This window comes from Pseudomonas sp. UBA2684 (genome assembly GCA_002354655.1).
Classification (GTDB): Bacteria; Pseudomonadota; Gammaproteobacteria; order Pseudomonadales; family Pseudomonadaceae; genus Aquipseudomonas.
The window spans coordinates 26,379-45,095 of sequence record DELY01000039.1 but is presented as its reverse complement, the minus strand read 5'-3'; the positions used below and the strand labels follow the sequence as shown (position 1 = coordinate 45,095).

General features: G+C 62.6%; 14 protein-coding genes. 7 read left to right on the top strand and 7 right to left on the bottom strand.

The genetic code is table 11. The features are described 5' to 3' along the window. Positions 1–2,069 (bottom strand): retention module-containing protein (locus B3M58_RS13085; RefSeq protein WP_296219701.1); only part of this gene is annotated, 2,069 nt, incomplete at its 3' end. Between the two features lie 457 nt (positions 2,070–2,526). On the opposite strand from B3M58_RS13085, the gene B3M58_RS13080 reads away from it, so the two are divergent. The 3 genes from B3M58_RS13080 to B3M58_RS13070 all read left to right on the top strand — a co-directional run bounded on the left by B3M58_RS13080 (position 2,527) and on the right by B3M58_RS13070 (position 7,656). After that, positions 2,527–3,885 carry a TolC family outer membrane protein gene (locus tag B3M58_RS13080; RefSeq protein WP_296219700.1) on the top strand — a complete coding sequence of 453 codons (1,359 nt, stop codon included), beginning with the start codon at positions 2,527–2,529 and terminating at the stop codon, positions 3,883–3,885. A gap of 32 nt (positions 3,886–3,917) precedes the next feature. Then, complete coding sequence (locus B3M58_RS13075) at positions 3,918–6,068, top strand: type I secretion system permease/ATPase (protein WP_296219698.1); 2,151 nt, start codon at positions 3,918–3,920, stop codon at positions 6,066–6,068. Positions 6,069–6,297: 229 nt separating this feature from the next. Beyond that, positions 6,298–7,656 (top strand): HlyD family type I secretion periplasmic adaptor subunit, encoded by a 1,359-nt coding sequence (locus B3M58_RS13070; protein ID WP_414704085.1) that lies wholly within the window; start codon positions 6,298–6,300, stop codon positions 7,654–7,656. Positions 7,657–7,804: 148 nt separating this feature from the next. On the opposite strand, the gene B3M58_RS13065 is transcribed toward B3M58_RS13070, so the two are convergent. The 5 genes from B3M58_RS13065 to B3M58_RS13045 all read right to left on the bottom strand — a co-directional run bounded on the left by B3M58_RS13065 (position 7,805) and on the right by B3M58_RS13045 (position 13,080). After that, entirely contained in the window at positions 7,805–8,407 is a 603-nt protein-coding gene (locus B3M58_RS13065) for a tRNA-uridine aminocarboxypropyltransferase (RefSeq protein WP_296219697.1), read from the bottom strand. Positions 8,408–8,744: 337 nt separating this feature from the next. Continuing rightward, positions 8,745–9,497, bottom strand: a complete 753-nt coding sequence (locus B3M58_RS13060; RefSeq protein ID WP_296219695.1) for a sulfite exporter TauE/SafE family protein — start codon at positions 9,495–9,497, stop codon at positions 8,745–8,747. Between the two features lie 24 nt (positions 9,498–9,521). Continuing rightward, positions 9,522–10,268 carry a DUF3726 domain-containing protein gene (locus B3M58_RS13055; protein WP_296219694.1) on the bottom strand — a complete coding sequence of 249 codons (747 nt, stop codon included), beginning with the start codon at positions 10,266–10,268 and terminating at the stop codon, positions 9,522–9,524. After that, complete coding sequence (locus B3M58_RS13050) at positions 10,268–11,989, bottom strand: hypothetical protein (protein ID WP_296219692.1); 1,722 nt, start codon at positions 11,987–11,989, stop codon at positions 10,268–10,270. Before B3M58_RS13050 ends, B3M58_RS13055 begins: the two co-directional genes overlap by 1 nt. A 173-nt stretch (positions 11,990–12,162) precedes the next feature. Further along, positions 12,163–13,080: a LysR family transcriptional regulator gene (locus tag B3M58_RS13045; protein WP_296219690.1), complete on the bottom strand. Its 918-nt coding sequence runs from the start codon at positions 13,078–13,080 to the stop codon at positions 12,163–12,165. Between the two features lie 93 nt (positions 13,081–13,173). On the opposite strand from B3M58_RS13045, the gene B3M58_RS13040 reads away from it, so the two are divergent. The 4 genes from B3M58_RS13040 to B3M58_RS13025 all read left to right on the top strand — a co-directional run bounded on the left by B3M58_RS13040 (position 13,174) and on the right by B3M58_RS13025 (position 17,670). After that, positions 13,174–14,616, top strand: coding sequence for an aldehyde dehydrogenase family protein (locus B3M58_RS13040; RefSeq protein ID WP_296219689.1), 1,443 nt, complete (start codon positions 13,174–13,176; stop codon positions 14,614–14,616). Positions 14,617–14,627: 11 nt separating this feature from the next. Further along, positions 14,628–15,617 carry a membrane dipeptidase gene (locus B3M58_RS13035; protein WP_296219688.1) on the top strand — a complete coding sequence of 330 codons (990 nt, stop codon included), beginning with the start codon at positions 14,628–14,630 and terminating at the stop codon, positions 15,615–15,617. Positions 15,618–15,664: 47 nt separating this feature from the next. Beyond that, entirely contained in the window at positions 15,665–17,227 is a 1,563-nt protein-coding gene (locus tag B3M58_RS13030) for a BCCT family transporter (protein WP_296219686.1), read from the top strand. Positions 17,228–17,298: 71 nt separating this feature from the next. After that, entirely contained in the window at positions 17,299–17,670 is a 372-nt protein-coding gene (locus B3M58_RS13025; RefSeq protein ID WP_296219685.1) for a RidA family protein, read from the top strand. A 72-nt stretch (positions 17,671–17,742) separates the two neighbouring features. On the opposite strand, the gene B3M58_RS13020 is transcribed toward B3M58_RS13025, so the two are convergent. Then, positions 17,743–18,636 carry a LysR family transcriptional regulator gene (locus B3M58_RS13020; RefSeq protein WP_296219684.1) on the bottom strand — a complete coding sequence of 298 codons (894 nt, stop codon included), beginning with the start codon at positions 18,634–18,636 and terminating at the stop codon, positions 17,743–17,745. Positions 18,637–18,717 lie beyond the last annotated feature (81 nt).

Here is an 18,717-nt window from a genome sequence, read left to right as displayed (position 1 = left end):
TGCACCGGCACGTCGTCTTCGATATCGATCACGAAGCTGCCGGTATCAAAACCATCGGCCAACGGATCGCCATCGCCGTCGGTGGCGATCAGCAGGCCGGAGAAGTCCAGGGCGATACTGCTACCGCCTAAGGTCTCGCTGTCCACACCATCCTGCTGCGGATGATCCAAGGGCCCTTGCAGGGTAAACAGGTAACTGCCATCGGCGTTCACCTGAAGGGTAAACACCGCTGCGCCGCCTTCGCCGGCAGTTGCCGTGAGTAAGGAGCCATCGGCGGACACGCTATAAAACAGAGCTGTACCGCCAGACTGCAAACCAAGGCCTTCCAGGCTTAGCAGGGCACCCGGTTCGGTACTCAGCTGGAAACCACCACGGCCGTCTGCGCCAAATGCCACCAAACCATCCAACGCACCGACATCGCCGCTGACCATCAGGGTCTGCGCCGGCTCGGCCTCACCTTCCGCATTGCCGGTGCCCAGGGCATCTTCGTGCACCAGGCCGGAGACAACTGGGCGCTCGCCCGGCACGCCAGCCTGCACCGGCACGTCATCTTCGATATCGATCACGAAGCTGCCGGTGTCGAAGCCGCCCGCCACGCTGTCGCCGTCAAAATCAGTGGCGACCAAGATGCCCGAGAAGTCCAGGGCGATACTGCTGCCGCCCAGGGTCTCACTGTCCACGCCATCCTGCTGCGGATGATCCAGGGGCCCTTGCAGGGTGAACAGGTAACTGCCATCAGCGTTTACCTGAAGAGTAAACACTGCTGCGCCGCCTTCGCCGGCAGTGGCGGTGAGCAGACTGCCATCGGCGGAAACGCTGTAGAACAGATCGACACCCGCCGATTGCAGGCCCAGGTCACTGAGGTTCTGCAAGGCCTCGGCACTGCCATTGAGGGCAAAGCCACCACGGCCGTCCGCGCCAAAATTCACCAACGCATCCAGTGCGCCCGCACCGCCCTCGACCGTGAGAGTCTGTGCCTCTTCGGCATTGCCGTTACCCAGCGCATCCTCATGCACCAACGCGCTGAGGCTCGGCCGCTCTCCGGTCAACCCCTGCAATTCAGGCGAGTCGTCATTGACGCTGATGGTCAGGGAGCCCGAAGCCGGGCTGCCATTGCTGTCGGTGATGGTGTAGCTGAACGCAAAGACCTGCTCGTTTTCCTCGCTGCCGCCTGGCAATGGCAGTGCATGGTCGATCGGAGCGAACAGGCTGAATTCATAAGTGCCGGCGGCCAGATCGGTCAGCACCAAGGTGAACACCGTGAGTTCGCCGGCACTGGCGGTCAGGGTCAGGCCGTCTTCGCTGACGCTGTAAGTCAGCGGCACGCCGCCGGAGGAGACGCTCAACGCAGACAGACCGGCGGTGCTCCAGGCAAAGCTGCCTGCTCCGTCGCTGCCGAAGTCGTAGGCGAGTACGCCAGTGACCACCACGTCCTCACCGGCCACATCGTTGACCCCACCGGCGATACCGCCGGGCAGGCCCTCTTCATCGACGTTGTTGCTGGCATCACCCGCGATAGGCAAGCCGTCGACCAATGCCACGACGGGCTCAGGATCGACAATCGGATCAGGATCGGGAAACTCGACCCCAGTGCTGAGACCTTCGGTGGGGAAACCGATTACCGGTTCAAGCGCACCACCCACGGCATCCAACAACACGAAGCTGTGACCACCACCTGCGCCACCGGCACCACCACCGGCGCCAGGGCCGGCAGCAGTCGCCTCGCCCTCCAGCGTGGGGTCGACACCGGCCTCGATGGCTGCCTGCAACTGCTCGACATCGGTCAGGTCGCTAGCACTGGGCGCGGCGGGAGGCGTCTCCTGAACGGGCAGAGAACCCTCGGTAGCCTGGGTGAGCATTTGTTCGTTGAGGTTGAGGCTACTGTCGCGTCCCAGGGTCAGTTGCTGACCGTTACTCATTGCCACCGCAACCGCGCCTGCGGCACCCGTAACAAGCTGCTCGCCAGCGAAAACCCGATCACCTTCGACAAGCGCTCGACGCGTTCCATCGCCAGCTACCGCGAAAACCTCGCCGACAACCTGACTGACGACACCGATCAAAGTAGCCATGATTCCTTCCTCACTACAGCTGCCGACCACCGCCGACACGTATCAAAAAGGCCAGACACCTTCCGAACACGGGGCGTGATCCAAGAAGCAACTGAGTGAAATGAAACGGCGCAAAAGGCCTAAAAAACACACACGACAAAAAAATGTCACGCAGCCCAGCGCCGTACTACTTCATCAGAACCATCCCCGCCCTGTGCACTACAAATCGTGCTTGACCACCTGTTTTCGTCGCACAAAAGGCTGAAAGCCGCGATTTGCGTGACTCTTGGTTAAAAACAATGTGCCGCTTTTTCAAGAGTGCATAAGATTTTTTCCTCATAAGGCTTGTGAGAATTTTTTCTTAGCTTCTCCAAAAGATGTTCTTAGCTGTGATGTTACAAGCCTGAAACGGTTTCACAGGCAAAAAAGCCAATTTATTGGCGACAGGAACAGAACATCCAACATGGAGATTCATCACATGCGAGTTTTCAATCCGCTGTGGAGCAGTATTTTGCTGGCGTTGGCTTGCTCTCACGCGCAGGCCATATCGTTGTCTGAAGCGATTCAGAGCACCCTGGACAATCACCCGGAAATTCGCGCGGGAGTTAACAGCCGCCTGTCATCGGACGAAGAGGTGAAGATTGCCAAGGGTGGTTACCTGCCGACGGTCGATTTGCTGGTGGGCTATGGCCGGGAAAACACCGACAGCCCAAGCACGCGCGCCCTAGACAATGATCACAACACCGAAACCCTCAACTACCGCAACGCCGAGTTGCGCTTGCGGCAGATGCTGTTCGATGGCTTCAACACCCCCAACGAAGTCGAGCGCACCGAAGCCGTGGTCAACTCACGGGCTTACCGCGTACTGGGCACCTCGGAAAGCCTGGCATTACGCACCGTCGAGGTTTATCTGGACGTGTTGAAGCGCCGTGAAATGGTCAACCTGGCGAAAAACAACTTGCTCGCCCACCAACGCATCAATGACCAGATCGACCTGCGCAGCGAGCAAGGGGTCGGCAGCACGGCCGACCTCGACCAGTCCGGCGCCCGTTTGGCCCTGGCGGAAAACAACCTCTACACCGAGCAGGTCAACCTGGCCGACGCCGAGGCGAATTTTTACAGCGCCGTAGGCCGCATGCCGGACGAGTTGGTGGCGCCGCTGACGGTCAAAGGCGCAATGCCGGCAGACTTGCTGACCGCGCGGCAGATGGTGGTCGACAACAACCCCTTCCTGAAGTCGGCACAAGCCGATGTACAGGCCGCCGAGAAACAATACGAAGTCGCCAAAGCGCCGTTCTACCCGCGCTTCGATGTCGAGCTGGCCACCAGCGCGGACGACAACATCCAGGGCGACGAAGGCCACTACAACACCTGGCGCGCGGCCGTGGTAATGAACTACAACTTGTTCAATGGCCTGCGCGATAAAGCACGCCTGCAGTCCTCCGCATACCAGGTCAACGAATCGATGGACATCCGCAACAACGCCTTGCGCCTGCTCAACGAAAACCTCTCGCTGGCCTGGAACGCGATGGAAAACGCCCGCCTGCAAACGCCCAAGGCCCGTGATTACGCCGACTACACCTCGCGAGTGCGCGAGGCCTACCAACAGCAGTTCGGCCTGGGCCAACGCACCCTGCTCGACTTGCTCGACAGTGAGAACGAACTCTTCACCGCCAACCGCCGCTACAGCGAAGTGCGCTACACCGAAGAGTTCGCCATGTACCGCGTGATTGCTGCCATGGGTGACCTGCTGCGTCAGCAACAGGTAGTCGTACCGGCCGAGGCTGTAGCCCTTTCCGATGTAAAGAGCGAGGCACGTCTGCCGGAAATGAAGTAGTCCCGGCTGAGGAGCAGTAGAACGTGACGACCATGGAACGGAATGGGCCATCCAGTGACCCGCGCTTGAGCCACGACGATCCGTTGCTGGATGGTCTGTTGATCCTCTGCAAGCTGCACGGCTGCTCTGCCAGCCGTGGCAGCCTGAGCGCCGGGCTGCCGATGCCGGAGCAATGCCTGAGCGCCGATCTGCTACCCCGCGCGGCAGCACGGGCAGGCTTGCAAGGACGTTTGCTGCGGCGCGAACTGAACGCCATTTCCGCCTTGAACCTACCGGTTTTGCTGTTGCTCAAGGATGGTCGCAGTGCGGTGTTGCGCAAGTGGGGCGCCAAGAACCAGGCCCTGATCCTGCCGTGCGAGGCCGAAGGCGGCGAACAGTGGGTCGAGCGCGAGCAATTAGCCAGCGAATACAGCGGCCAGGCATTTTTCGCCCGCCCGCGGCACGAACTGGAAGAAGCGCGCACACCGCTGCTGCCGCGTATCGACGCTTGGTTCCGCGACACCCTGAAACTGTCGCGCTGGCTGTACACCGACGCCATCCTCGCCAGCCTGCTGATCAACCTGCTGGGCCTGATGGTGCCGCTGTTCGTCATGCAGACTTACGACCGCGTCGTGCCCAACCAGGCCACATCGACCCTCTGGGTACTGGTGATCGGCTTGTTTATCGGCACCGGTTTCGAGCTGCTCTTGCGCGTGCTGCGTGCGCATCTGCTGGACACCGCCGGCAAGAAAACCGATGTAGTGCTGTCTGCCACCCTATTCGAGCGCATCACCGGCATGTCGATGAAAGCGCGCCCGGCAACCATTGGCGGCTTCGCGCAAAGCATCCACGACTTCCAGGGCCTGCGCGAATTCCTCACCGCGGTAACCCTGACCAGCCTGATCGACCTGCCCTTCGCCCTGCTGATGATTGCCGTGATCGGCTTGATCGGCGGCTGGCTGGTGGTGATACCGCTGCTGGCCTTCCCACTGACGGCGGTGTTTGCCCTGATTATTCAGGCCCGCCTGCGCGACACGGTGCAGAAAAGCCTGACGCTGGCCGCGCAACGCCAAGCCCTGCTGATCGAGACCCTGGGCGGGCTGGAAACCCTCAAGGCCTGCGGCGCAGAAAGCGAGCGCCAGCACGAGTGGGAAAAAACCCACGGCGCCCTGACCCGGCTAGACAGCCACGCCCGCTTCCTCTCGTCGCTGGCGACCAATGGCACATTGTTCTTTCAACAGTTCGCTGGCATGGCGACCATCGTCGCCGGGGTGTACATCATCATTGCTGGCAACCTCAGCGTCGGCGCGCTGGTCGCCTGTTACATGCTCGGCAGCCGGGTATTGGCGCCACTCGGCCAGATCGCCGGACTGATCACCCGCTACCAGCAAGCGCGCCTGACCATGACCAGCACCGACGCCTTGATGGCCTTGCCGCAAGAGCGCCAAGCCAAGCAACGGCCGCTGGAACGCACTCAGCTCAAAGGCATGCTGGATGTCCGCCAAGTCACCTTCAGCTACCCCGGACAAAGCAGCCCGGCACTGTCGAAAATCAGCCTGCGCCTGACCGCCGGGGAACGTATCGGCATCATTGGCCGCAGTGGTTCGGGTAAAAGCACCCTCGGCCGCTTGCTGATGGCCTTCTACAACCCGGATGAAGGGCAGATCCTGCTCGACAACCTTGACCTGCGTCAGCTGGACGTCGCCGACCTACGCCACCAGATCGGCTACGTGGCGCACGACCTGCCGCTGCTGGCCGGCAGCCTGCGCGACAACCTGACCCTGGGCGCGCGCTACATCAGCGATGCGCGCATGCTCGAAGTGGCGGAACTGGCCGGCGTCAGCGAATTGGCCCGGCAACACCCGCAAGGCTTCGACCGCCCGGTTGGCGAACGCGGCCAGTTGCTCTCCGGCGGCCAACGCCAGGCGGTACTGCTGGCACGCGCCATGCTGCTCGACCCGCCAATTCTGCTGCTCGACGAGCCAACCAGCGCCATGGACAACACCAGCGAGGAGATCCTGCGCAACCGCCTGCAAACCTGGGCCCAAGGCAAAACCATGCTGCTGATTACCCACCGCACCTCGATGCTCAGCCTGGTCGATCGCCTGGTGGTCATGGATAACGGTCATATCGTCGCCGATGGCCCGAAAGAATCGGTGATCGAAGCCTTGCGCAAGGGCCGTGTCGGCCCGGCCGCCGTATAGCAGGCCGTTGAAAAATGTAGGCGAGGCAGCCGAGACAAGGCAAAAACGGCCGAAACGCAGCGCAGCGGAGTAACAGCCGCAGGCTGGCCCGCAGGGCGAACGTAGTGAGTCAAAAGCGCAGTTTACGTGGTGTAAATGAGCATTTTGACTGGGCTCGCATTCGAGGCCGTTTTTAACGCAGTATCGGCAACGTAGGTAGTTTTTCAACGGCCTGTATAGGACGAGCCTTATGCAACTGCCCCAATCCATGCACGATTACTTCGCCAGCCTAAACCGGCAAAAACAGGACACCGAGTTCATGCCGGAGGTCGACGGCGCCATTCTGGAAGACTCGCCCTGGTTCTCGCGTATCACCATCTGGGTGGTCAGTGCCTGCCTGATCGTCGCGTTGCTCTGGGCCAATTTCGCCGTGCTCGAAGAAGTCACCACCGGCGAAGGCAAAGCCATTCCGTCCAGCAAGATTCAGGTGATCCAGAACCTCGAAGGCGGCATCGTCAGCGAGATTTTCGTGCGTGAAGGCCAAGTGGTGGACAAGGACGATGTGTTACTGCGCCTCGACGACACCCGTTTTCTCTCCAACAAAGGTGAAACCGAGGCCGATCGCCTGGCGCTGATCGCCCGTGTGGAACGGCTGACTGCCGAAGCCGAAGGCCGGCCCATCGCCATGCCGGAAGAAATCAGCCGCGACGCCCCACAACTGGCCGAAGACGAGCTGGCCTTGTACCACTCACGGCAACAACGCCTACAAAGCGAACAACGCACACTCGGCGAGCAACTGCGGCAGAAAAGCCAGGAACTGGCGGAATTTCGCTCCAAAGCCCAGCAATACCGCTCCAGCCTCGGCCTGCTGCAACAGGAACTGAATATGTCGCAGCCGCTGGTCGCCACCGGGGCGATTTCCCAAGTGGAAATACTCCGCCTGCGCCGCAGCGCGGTAGAAGTGCGCGGCTCGCTGGATGCCACCACCCTGGCCATTCCACGCGCGGAGTCGGCGGTCAGCGAGATCAAGAGCAAGATCGAGGAGTCCGAGTTGGCGTTCCGCTCGGACGCCTTCAAAGAACTCAACGAAGTGCGCACCGAGCTGAAGAAAATCACCGCCACCAGCTCCGCCATTCAAGACCGGGTCAGCCGCACCACCGTGCTGTCGCCGGTCAAAGGCATCATCAAGCAACTGAAGATCAACACCATCGGTGGCGTGGTCCAGCCCGGCAGCGACATGCTGGAAATCGTACCGTTGGAAGACAACCTGCTGATCGAAGCCAAAGTGCGCCCCCAGGATGTGGCGTTCCTGCATCCCGGGCAGAAAGCCATGGTCAAGTTCAGCGCCTACGACTACACCATTTACGGCGGCTTGCGCGCCAACCTGGAACTGATCAGCGCCGACACCATCACCGATGAAGAAGGCAACAGCTTCTACCTGATCCAGGTACGCACCGACAAAAGCCATCTGGGCAGCAACGAACACCCGCTGCTGATCATCCCCGGCATGATCGCCACCGTAGACATCATCACCGGCGAAAAAAGCGTGCTGGACTACCTGCTCAAACCGGTACTCAAAGCCCGCGCCGAAGCGTTACGTGAGCGCTGAACAACCCCGGCGGACAAGCCTACGCGTTGCCCCCGCAAGCACGCCTTGAGCATAGGTAGGGTGGACATGGCGAAGCCTTGTCCACCACCGGCCCGCAAAACGGCAGACAAGCCGGCAGCATTTCAGCCCGCCCGGGGGTCGACTCGGCTCAATCGCGCTGGTGGTTGCGGCGAAAGGTGTCCTCGCCCATTGCCGCAATCTGCCCCTCGATCAACGCCTCGAACGGTTTGAGCAACGCCTCGAACGAGGTGGGCGCTTCGAGTACCTGCAACGCCGCCACCACCGCTTCGATGGTCGACAACGCGCCGGGCTCGGGTGCCTTGCGCAAGCGGTAACGCGACTGCAACCCAGGCGCCAAGGTCACGCGCGGCAACGTCGCCAACAGCGGGTTGCAGTGCAGCAACTTGCGCGCCTTGCGCCAGGTGCCATCGGGCACCACCAGCAACACCGGCAGCCCAGCATCCTGCCCCGCCAGTGACGGCAACGGCAGAGCCCCCTCCCCCGGAAACAGCAAATGCGCCTGATAGCCCGGCTTGGCCAATACCGCCGGCAAATCCTCGAACACCTCGCCCACCCGCAACTCGGCATTGCAGAGGCCTAACGCCGCCAAGCGTGCCGTATTCAAGGCATGTTTGACCTCACTCGGGTGCTGCAAAATCAGCACCCGGGTACGGCTCGGCAACTGCGGAATAAGCGCGCACAGACAATGCTCAAGCGGACGGGTGCAGCGGGGACAATGAGGGCGTGACATCGGTATCTCCTAGGAGCCTGTCGGACTTGACCGTTCGTAGCGAGGGAAAGTCCGGATCGAGTCAGTTTTGTCGATCTTTCTCGTTAAATAGCTAGCTATTTAACGAGAAAGAGCGGCAAAAATGACCGCATCCGGCTTTTCCGCAGTAGAACAGCGTTAAGTCCGACAGGCTCCTAGGCCGCGCAGTGTGCCATAAGCCCCGCCACCATAGCCCGCTGGCCGCCTACGGCAAACCTTGCGCAACCAGTGCTACAGCCAGGAGCCTATCGGACTTTCCCTCGCTACGGACGGTCAAGTCCGACAGGCTCCTAGGCAGGAGAGACCACTGGAAAACTACCTAGGTTGCCGAGACTGCGTTAAAACCCACCAGGCGCCACAGGCTGACCCCAACCAGCCAGGCGGCGGCCAGCAGCGAGAGCAGCAGCAACAGCCGCCGTGGCCGGCCTTGCTCGAAGCGGCCTTGCAGAGCATGCGCCATGCCATAACCGGCCACCACCGCGGGCGCCAACTTGAGTGTGCTGAGCAAATACTCCAGGGGCAGACACCCTCGGTACAGCAGCAGCAACAACGACAGCGGCGTGGCCAGAAAGAAGAAGGCCGCCAGCTCATCGCGGATCTCGTGGCGGCTGCGGCTCTGGTAAACCAGCGCCATAGGTGGGCCACCCACCGAAGTGGCGGTGCCCATCAACCCCGAGCAAAAACCGGCAACAGCCAGGTTGCGCGCACTACAGGGTAACGCCCGCCGGTGGTAGCTGAAGAGGGTCGCCAGCAGCACGCAAGCGCCCAGCAACAGACCAAGCCAGGCGGATGGCAGCAGGCCAAGAATTAGCGCGCCACACCAGGCGCCAGGCAGCCGCCCGAGCATGGCTGGCAAGGGTCGGCGCCAGGCCAGTGGCCGGCGGTTGCCGAGCAGCATGCAGGCGGCCAGGAAGAACCCCAGCAGCAATACCGGGCCTGGCACATAACCGGGGTCGAGCAAGTACAGCAACGGCGCCGCGAGCAGGGCGAAACCGATGCCGAGCAGGGCCTGCACCAGACTGGCGAACAACACGATCAACAGGGCCAGCCCCTCGACGCCGCTGTAACCCATGACGGACGCCCAGCACTGACCGCCTCAGCGGCCGCCGGCGCCGCTGCGCGACTGCTCGGAGTTTTCCACCAGCACCGCCGCAGCCAACTGATTGAGCTGCTGCCACAGCTCAATGGCGATATCCATGCCGCCTTCCAGGGCGCCCTGCCCGGCCTGGGCGAACTGCTCTGGGCTGACCTGGCGATAGCCACTGCGCCGCCCCGCGCCAGCGCGCAACTGGCCGAGCAGATCGAGGTGGGTACTCAACAGCAGGGTCAGGGTCTGCGTAGCGGCCGCGCTGGCATGCTCCAGCAGAGCCTCGCTGTATGCTGGGTAGGCGGCACCGGCAGCGATGCTGGCGACATGTTCGCTGACCGGCTGCTTGCCATTCTGCCAGTAGGCCAGCCCGCTAATACCCTGGCGCGCGCAGTCGACCAGCAGTTTGAGGATGAACTTGCGGTTGTGGCAGTTGCGCACCTTGAGCGTGACGCAGCCTTGTTCGAGCACTTTGCTTGCGGCCAGTTCGACAATGCTCGGCAGGCAGTTCAGGGCGCTGCGCCCAAAGCAATCGAACAGCAACGTCTGGCTTTCCTCGGCGAGCAGTTGCACTGCCGGACGCTGGCGGTCGGCCACATAGGGCAAAGCCCGTTGCAGTTCGCCAAAGCCCTGCTCGCCGTGCACCTGCAGCCACTTCACCAGGCTGGCGGCATCCTCGTAGGAGCCGACGGGATAACCCATGCCCTCGAATACCCGCTTGAGCAGAGCGGTCAGTTCATTCGACGAGACCAACATCAGCGGCTCTCCACGGTCGGGGCCAGTGGCAGGAACCAATCGTCCTCGAACGGCTGGCCGATATCCTCGAACAGCGGCGCGCCCTGGAACATGGTATTGCGCACCCACAGGCGCGAGCGCGGGTCGAACTTGCTGACGCCGAAGAACGCCAGTTTGCAGCGCAGCAGGTGCATCGGCAGCACGTCGCGATCCAGCAGGTTGGCCTGGATCTCGCCGTAGTGGGTCTTGGCCATGCTCTGCATGCGCCGCACAATGCCGCGTAGTTCAGGGTGGCGCAGGAGGAAGCTGGCCGTGCAGTGCTGCGGGTGCTCATCCAGGTAGGCACACAGTTGTCGATGGCACTGCTGCGCCAGGTAGCCGATGCCCAGCGGCATCTGCTTGTCGCGACCGCCCTCCAGGTTGCAGTTGCCCAGGCGCGGTTCCTGTTTCTCCTCGGAGCGGTACCAGAACGTCTCGGTAGCCCCCTCGGCGTCGAAGTCGATGGCCAGGGCCCAGGCATAGTGCTGTTCAATCAAGGTGCGTAACTCATCGACCGGCATCTGCGGTTGCAGGTCGAGGGATTCGCTCAGGGTGAAGCGCTCTTCCAGGCTGTCGACCAGTTCTGGGTAGAGTTCCAATAACACACTGTTGAGCAGCTCCTGGCCCTGCAAGCTGAGTTGGCGCTCGGCCCAGGCCAATAGCGGCGTCCAGCTCGCCAACTGCTGGGTGGCGAGCCAGTCCTGCAGCGCGGCGAAGTCCTCCAGCACCACCCGGTTGTTCTCGGTCTGCCAGGCATCTTCGGTGACGGTCTGCTGGATATGCTGAATACCGCGCGCGACCAACACATGTAGGCGAGCGAGGCGTTCGGCGGTGACTTGGCCGAGGCTACGCACCCGGGCCAGAGCCAGTTCGCGCATTTCGACCCAACGGCTGATCAATTGCGGGTGGTTGATCAGGTAAGGCGCCATGCCCAGCCCGGTGGAATTGCCGATGCCGAAATAGCGCTTGAGCGCCGGTTGCAGAGGTACCGCGGTATCCGGGGCGCGCTGACGGGCGATGTATTCGGCCTGCTGCAAGCTGAAGTTGCGCAGCATGAAGCAATTGAACATCTCGGCGGCGAAGGGCCGGGCGAAGTCCGGGTGCTTGGCGCTGACCTTCTCCCAGTCGGCCATGCCCAGTTTGCCGCTGCCATAGACCGCAGTGGTGCGGTATAGGTAGCCGACCCGGGCGATCTGCTCGACCGCAGGCTGCTCGCCGGCGCTCAGGGCCGCCACCACGCTGTCGAAGTTGCGCACACTGCGATTGGCCCGCGACAGCACCATGACCCGCGCGTCCAGGCGCCCGGCTTCCTGCAACGGAACGTTGCGGCGCAGGTACTCGACATAATCGTCATCCACCTCGCCCTCACACAGGGCCATGGTCAGGTCCCACTCGCTGGCGATCACCCTGTCGTTGCGCTTGTCCGGGGCCAGGTACTGGGAGAACAGCACGAAGCTGAAGCGGTCGCCGGCGGTCTGTACCCGGTAGATCACCGTGCCGTAGCCCTCGGCATCCAGCTCGAAACGCCGCGGCTCGATGCGCCAGCCCTCGCGCATGATCTTGCGCACCAGGCTGCGCATAAAGCTCAGGCGGCTCTGGTGCAGACTGCCGAGACGCTCCAGGTCCATCACCACATGGGGGGGACGCAGACGCAAGGCCTGGGCCTCGCCACTGGCGATATCGATAGGGGAAGGAATGCTCATGGGCTGGCCCTCGACTGGCGCACTGCACCCGACAACTCGGCCAACCAAGGGCCTTGAGGGGGGAGCGGCGGATTGTTGTTTTCTGCCGCCGATGGTGGTGCAGCGCCGCGCCTGGAGCAATTCAGATCGCCCTATCAGCTGATAAGTGAAACTTATCTACATCGCCACCTCGATCAGGACGAGGCGCTTTCAGCCGTACTCGGATTCAATTCATTGTCCCGCAGAATGAATTCGAACAATGCCTGGGCCGCCACCGGCAGCGAACGGTTGGCCAGGCACACGATGCCAATGTCGCGCGTCACCAGAGGGTCGCTCAGGGGGATGAAGCGCAGCTGGCTATATTCCGGTGGAAAGGCGAAGCGCGGCAGGGTGGTGATGCCCATGCCGGCGTCGAGCATGGCCAGGAGGGAAATCATGTTGGACATATAGAACTGCGAGCCGTCGACCAGTTCTTCGGCCTCGGTGCCGGCCAGCAAGCGCGAGGTGCCATTGGCGATCAGGCGCTCGCCGCGCAGTTGCTGCCAACTCAGTTGCGCCTCGCCGGCCAGGCGGTGGTTGCGGTGGCAAACCACCCCGACGCTGTCCTCCCAGATGGGGGTGAAGCGGATGTCGCTGTCCGCCTCCCACAGGCTGGCGATGCCGAAATCCACCTGCTGGTTTTCGACCATCGCCAACACCGCTTCGGAGCTGTCGTCGAACAGGCTCACGTGCAGGTCGGTGGCATCGCCGATAAAGCGGGTGAGGATGCCCGGTAGCAAACGGCTGGCGATCGAGGGCACCGAGGCGATGCGCAGGTGCCCGGACTTGTGCTGGGCGATCAGGTACATGTCGTTGACCACCCGATCGTGGTGGGCAATCAGCTCCTTGGCGTAAGCCATGAATTGCAAGCCGAAGGGTGTTAGCTCCGGTCGTGCCGCCCGCGCGTTGCGCTTCTCGAACACGGCCTGACCGAGCTTGCCTTCCAGGTCGCGGATCGACAGGGAAATCGCCGGCTGGGTGCGGTGCGCCTTCTCCGCCGCAGCGTGGAAACCCTGCAGCTCGGCGACCCAGACGAAATGCCGCAGTTGGGCGATCTTCAGCTCGGGCAGCATGGTAAGTTTTCCTTATCAAACAATATTTACTATTAATTTTAGTTTATTTCGGAGCGCACCTACCATTCGGCTACAGCTTGAGAGGAGGTGCATATGTCCACTGATATTTTCCGCAACTACATCCAGGGTGAGTGGGTCACGGGCGCCACCACGGTGACCAACGTCAGCCCGGCGAACATTCAGGACGTGCTCGGCCGGTACGCCCAGGCCGACGCCGAGCAAGTCGAGCAGGCCCTCGTCGCGGCCCACGCCGGGCAGGCCGCGTGGCAGTGCAGCGGTCTCGAACAACGCTATCAGGTGCTGATGGCCATCGGCGACGAATTGATCGCCCGCAAGGCCGAGTTGGGCGAGCAGCTTGCGCGGGAGGAAGGCAAAACCCTCGCCGAGGGCACAGGTGAAGTTTATCGCTCCGGCCAGTTCTTCCAGTATTACGCCGCCGAAGTGCTGCGGCAGATGGGCGAGACCGCCGATTCGGTACGCCCTGGCGTGGAAATCGAAACGCGCCGCGAGCCGGTGGGCGTGGTCGCCATCATCACCCCGTGGAACTTCCCCATGGCCACCGCCGCCTGGAAGATCGCCCCGGCCCTGGCCTTCGGTAACGCCGTGGTGTTCAAACCGGCCAACGCGGTACCGGCCAGTGCCTGGTCGCTGACCGAGATCATCGCCCGCCAGGGCCTGCCGGCCGGCACCTTCAACCTGGTCATGGGCAGCGGGGCCACGGTTGGCGACGCGCTGATTCATTCGTCCAAGATCAACGCGCTGAGCTTTACCGGCTCGGTGCAGACCGGGCGCAAGGTCGCCAGCGCCACCGCCGCCAACTTCGTCCGCTGCCAGTTGGAGATGGGCAGCAAGAACGCCCTGATCGTGCTCGACGATGCCGACCTAGAGCAGGCCGTGGACTGTGCGCTGAACGGCGCGTTCTTCGGCACCGGGCAGAAGTGCACCGCCTCCTCGCGGTTGATCGTCACCGCCGGGGTGCACGACCGCTTCGTTGCGGCCCTGATCGAGCGTATGGGCCAACTCAAGGTCGGCTACCCGCTGCGCGAGGGCGTGCAGATCGGCGCGGTGATCGACGGCAAGCAGCTCGAGCAGAACTTGCGCTACATCGAGCAGGCCAAGGCCGAGGGGGCTCGCCTGGCCTGCGGTGGCGAACGCATCGAGGAAGAATACGAGGGCTTCTATATGCGCCCGGCGCTGTTCGTCGACACCCGCAACGACATGCAGATCAACCGCGACGAGGTGTTCGGCCCGATCGCCTGCGTGATCAAGGTCGCTGACTACGAGCAGGCCCTGGCCACCCTCAACGACACCGACTTCGGCCTTACCGCCGGGATCATGACCCAGTCGCTAAAAGTCGCCAGCGACTTCAAGCGGCGCGCCAAGACCGGCTGCGTGATGGTCAACCTACCGACCGCCGGCACCGATTACCACGTGCCGTTTGGTGGCCGCAAAAACTCCAGCTTCGGCCCACGCGAACAGGGCCAGTACGCCCGCGAGTTCTACACCGTGGTCAAAACCACCTACATCCGTGCCTGAGGAGGTGCGCCATGCATGATGAGCTGATCGTGATCGATGGTCTGCAGTACTCCAACTGGGACCGCGACATCTTCAACCAACTGCGCGAAGGCGGGGTCAGCGCGGTACACGCGACCCTGGTCTACCACGAAAACGCCCGCGAGACCCTGAGTCGCCTCGGCGAATGGAACCGTCGCTTCGAGCAGCACGGCGACCTGATCATGCCGGTGGCCGGCGCGGCCGACATCCGCCGGGCCAAGCAATTGGGCAAGGTCGGGGTGTTCTTCGGGGCACAGAACTGCTCGCCGATCGAGGACGATATCGCCCTGATCGAGGTGTTCCGCCAGCTCAACCTGCTGATTATGCAGCTGACCTACAACAACCAAAGCCTGCTGGCCAGCGGTTGCTACGAGGGCAACGACAGCGGCATCACCCGCTTCGGCAAGCAGGCGATTGCCGAGATGAACCGCGTCGGCATGCTTATCGACATGTCGCACAGCGCCGAGCGCAGCACCCTGGAGGCGATCGAACTGTCGAGCCGGCCGATCATCATCTCCCACGCCAACCCGGCGTTCTTCCACCCGGCCAAGCGCAACAAGTCGGAAACCGTGCTGCGCGAGCTGGGCCGCTCTGGTGGCCTGCTCGGTTTCAGCCTGTACCCCTTCCACCTGCACAACGGCTCGGCATGCACGCTTGCGCAGTTCTGCGACATGGTCGCGCGCACCGCCGACCTGATGGGTATCGAGCATATCGGCATCGGCACCGACCTGTGCCAGAACCAGCCGCAGTCGGTGCTGGAGTGGATGCGCAGCGGGCGCTGGTCGAAGCAGGTCGACTATGGCGAGGGCTCGGCGAGCAATGCCGATTGGCCCAAGCCCCTCGGCTGGTTCGGCGACAGCCGCGATTTCCCGCACATCACCCAGGGCCTGCTGCAGCGTGGTTTCACTGCCGAGGACACCGCCAAGGTGATGGGCCTCAACTGGCTGAGAACCTTGGAACAGGGGCTCGAAGCCGCTCAATAACGGTCCTGAACAACCCATAAATACAAGATTCTTGTCAGGAGGCTGTAATGAATAGCACGCAACCGGCTACCCAAACGGGGATACCGATCATGGGCGAGAAAAGCAAACTGCTACAGGGCGTGGACATCCCGGTGTTTCTCATGAGTGGGGGCTTCGTCCTGCTCTTCGCCATCCTCGCCCTGTGGGACATCGAGCTGATGACCCAATGGGTCAATACCGCCTTCGCCTGGTCGACCAGGCTGTTCGGTGCCTATTGGCAGATACTGCTGCTGTTGACCTTCGGCATCGGCCTGTACCTGGCCCTCGGCCGCACCGGCCGGGTACGCCTCGGCGCCCTGGCCAAGCCAGAGATGTCGACCTTCACCTGGGTCTGCGTGATCATGTGCACCCTGCTGGCCGGCGGCGGCGTGTTCTGGGCCGCCGCCGAACCGATGGCCCACTTCCTCTCGCCGCCACCGCTGCACGGTGGCGTCAGCGGCACACCACAAGCGGCCTACAACGCGCTGGCGCAGAGCTTTATGCACTGGGGCTTCCTCGCCTGGGCGATCCTCGGCAGCCTGACCGGCATCGTGTTGATGCACCTGCATTACGATAAAGGCCTGCCGCTCAAACCGCGCACCCTGCTCTATCCGCTTTTCGGCGAGAAGATCATGCACGGCTGGTTCGGCGCACTGATCGACGCCTGCTGCGTGCTGGCGGTGGTCGCCGGCACCATCGGGCCGATCGGCTTCCTCGGTCTGCAAGTGAGCTTCGGCCTGGAGAAACTCTTCGGCATCGGCAACGACTATGGCACCCAGCTGACCATCATCGGCGTACTGGTAACGGTCTACACCCTCTCGGCGGTGTCCGGGGTGGCCCGCGGCATCCAGTGGTTGAGCCAGATCAACGTGGTCTTGGCCGTGGCGCTGATGCTGTTCATTCTGCTGTTCGGCCCGACCGGCTTTATCGTCGACGCCTACCTGCAAGCCATGGGCATCTACCTGGACACCTTCATTCCCATGGCCACCTTCCGCGCCGACCCGGCCTGGCTGGACTGGTGGACGGTGTTCTTCTGGGGCTGGTTCCTCGGCTACGGTCCGCTGATGGCGATGTTCGTCGCACGTATCTCCCGTGGCCGCACCCTGCGCGAGCTGGTGTTGACCATCTCGGTGGTGGCACCGCTGATCACCTGCTTCTGGTTCACGATTGTCGGCGGCAGCGGCCTGGCCTTCGAGCTACAGAACCCCGGCTCGGTATCCGCGGCCTTCGCCGGCTTCAACCTGCCCGGCGCGCTGCTGGCGATCACCGCGCAGTTGCCGCTGGGTTACCTGATGTCGGTGCTTTTTTTGATCCTCACGGTGATCTTCGTCACCACCACCGGCGACTCCATGACCTACACCATTTCCATGGTGATGACCGGCACCGACCACCCGCGTGCCGAGATTCGGGTGTTCTGGGGCGTGATGATGGGCGTGGTGGCGGCATTGCTGATCTCCATCGGCTCCGGTGGCATCAGCGCGCTGCAATCCTTCATCGTCATCACCGCCGTGCCGGTATCGCTGATTCTTCTGCCGTCGCTGTGGAATGCCCCGCAGATCGCCCGGCGCATGGCCGACGAACAGCAACTCTAATTCCCCGCAACGCTTGAGGGAGTGCGGCAGCCGCCGCCTCCCTGTTTTTTATCCCACTATCGGAGCGAGCCATGAAACAGGCAGTCAAAACCCAGCTGTTCCCCTCCAAAGCCCCGCTGGAGTGGGCGGTGATCGGCAACGGCACCCTGTACACCGCGCAGATCCCCATCGATACCCAGGGTCAGGTCGTGCCTGGCGGCATCGAAGCGCAAACCCGGCAGACCCTGGACAACCTCAAGCACACCCTGGAATGCGCCGGACTCGGCATGGATGCGGTGGTCCAGGTGCTGATCTACGTCACCGAGCGCAGCTACCTGGCCACGGTCAACGCGGTCTATGCCGAGTATTTCCAGGCGCCCTACCCGAATCGGGCCGCGATGGTGATTGCCGGCCTGGCCCGCGAAGAGATGCTGGTTGAGCTGGTGGTCTACGCGAACGCCTGAACCCCGTGCAAACCGGCACGTTTACCCGGCAGGCGCGTTACGCAGCTACGGCTTAGCGCCCGGCAAGCAAGGCTATTGCGCGTTGAGTTGCGCCTTCAACAGATCACGAAAAGTCTGCAACAGCGGCTCGCGCGAACGCCCACGGCGCAGGATCTGGGAGAACGGCGCCTGGTAGCCGAAGGTCGCCGGCAGCAACACGCGCAAACGCCCCTGCTCGACCCATGGCTGCGCATAGTGCTCCGGCAGGTAGCCGACATAGGCGCCGGAGAGCACTAGGATCAGCTGCGCTTCCATCGACTCCACGGTGGCGGCGCTGTGTTTGAAGCCATGCCGCGCCAGTTCGGCCTGGCTCCAGTAACCGCGCCCGACCATGCGCTGCTGGGTAATCACCTCGGCCGGGATGCGCCGCTCGGTGAACAGCGAGTGGCGCTCGCTGCAGTACAGCCAGTGCTGTTCGCGGTACAGCGGCTGGTAGATCAGGCCATTCATGCGCGTGGAGAACGCGCCGATGGCCAGGTCCAGGCGGTTATCCAGCACCGCCAGTTGCAGTTCGTAGGGGCTCATCACCGAGAGGTGCAGGTGCACCGCCGGATGCTCCTGGCTGTAGGCGCCAATCACCTCGGCCAACGGCAAGGCCGGATCGCTGACAGTAGAGTCGAGGACGCCGAGGTTGAGGGTGCCGCGCAGCTCGCCCTTGAGCGCAGCGGAATAACGCTCGAAGCCCTCCAGTTCGCCCAGCAGGCGCAGGGTTTCCTGATAGAACAGCTCGCCTTTGCTGGTCAGGCTGAAACCGCCACGGCCACGGTGGCACAGGCTCAGGCCGAGCTGGCCTTCCAACTGGCTCATGTAGGTACTGATCGCCGAGGTCGACAGGTTCAACTCCTGCTGCGCCGCAGCAAAACCCTGATGACGCACCACGCTGACGAAAATGCGCAACAGTTTCAGATCGGGCAAAGCGTGGCTCATTGCTGCTCCAGGGTGCTCTTTGTAGGATGGGTTGAGCGCAGCGATACCCATGCGGCCGAGATGATGGATTACGCCTCTACG

Coding starts and splice junctions, on each gene's coding strand:
- B3M58_RS13080 (WP_296219700.1), top strand. CDS start 2,527: ATGCGAGTTTTCAATCCGCTGTGGAGCAGTATTTTGCTGGCGTTGGCT.
- B3M58_RS13075 (WP_296219698.1), top strand. CDS start 3,918: ATGGAACGGAATGGGCCATCCAGTGACCCGCGCTTGAGCCACGACGAT.
- B3M58_RS13070 (WP_414704085.1), top strand. CDS start 6,298: ATGCAACTGCCCCAATCCATGCACGATTACTTCGCCAGCCTAAACCGG.
- B3M58_RS13065 (WP_296219697.1), bottom strand. CDS start 8,407: ATGTCACGCCCTCATTGTCCCCGCTGCACCCGTCCGCTTGAGCATTGT.
- B3M58_RS13060 (WP_296219695.1), bottom strand. CDS start 9,497: ATGGGTTACAGCGGCGTCGAGGGGCTGGCCCTGTTGATCGTGTTGTTC.
- B3M58_RS13055 (WP_296219694.1), bottom strand. CDS start 10,268: ATGTTGGTCTCGTCGAATGAACTGACCGCTCTGCTCAAGCGGGTATTC.
- B3M58_RS13050 (WP_296219692.1), bottom strand. CDS start 11,989: ATGAGCATTCCTTCCCCTATCGATATCGCCAGTGGCGAGGCCCAGGCC.
- B3M58_RS13045 (WP_296219690.1), bottom strand. CDS start 13,080: ATGCTGCCCGAGCTGAAGATCGCCCAACTGCGGCATTTCGTCTGGGTC.
- B3M58_RS13040 (WP_296219689.1), top strand. CDS start 13,174: ATGTCCACTGATATTTTCCGCAACTACATCCAGGGTGAGTGGGTCACG.
- B3M58_RS13035 (WP_296219688.1), top strand. CDS start 14,628: ATGCATGATGAGCTGATCGTGATCGATGGTCTGCAGTACTCCAACTGG.
- B3M58_RS13030 (WP_296219686.1), top strand. CDS start 15,665: ATGAATAGCACGCAACCGGCTACCCAAACGGGGATACCGATCATGGGC.
- B3M58_RS13025 (WP_296219685.1), top strand. CDS start 17,299: ATGAAACAGGCAGTCAAAACCCAGCTGTTCCCCTCCAAAGCCCCGCTG.
- B3M58_RS13020 (WP_296219684.1), bottom strand. CDS start 18,636: ATGAGCCACGCTTTGCCCGATCTGAAACTGTTGCGCATTTTCGTCAGC.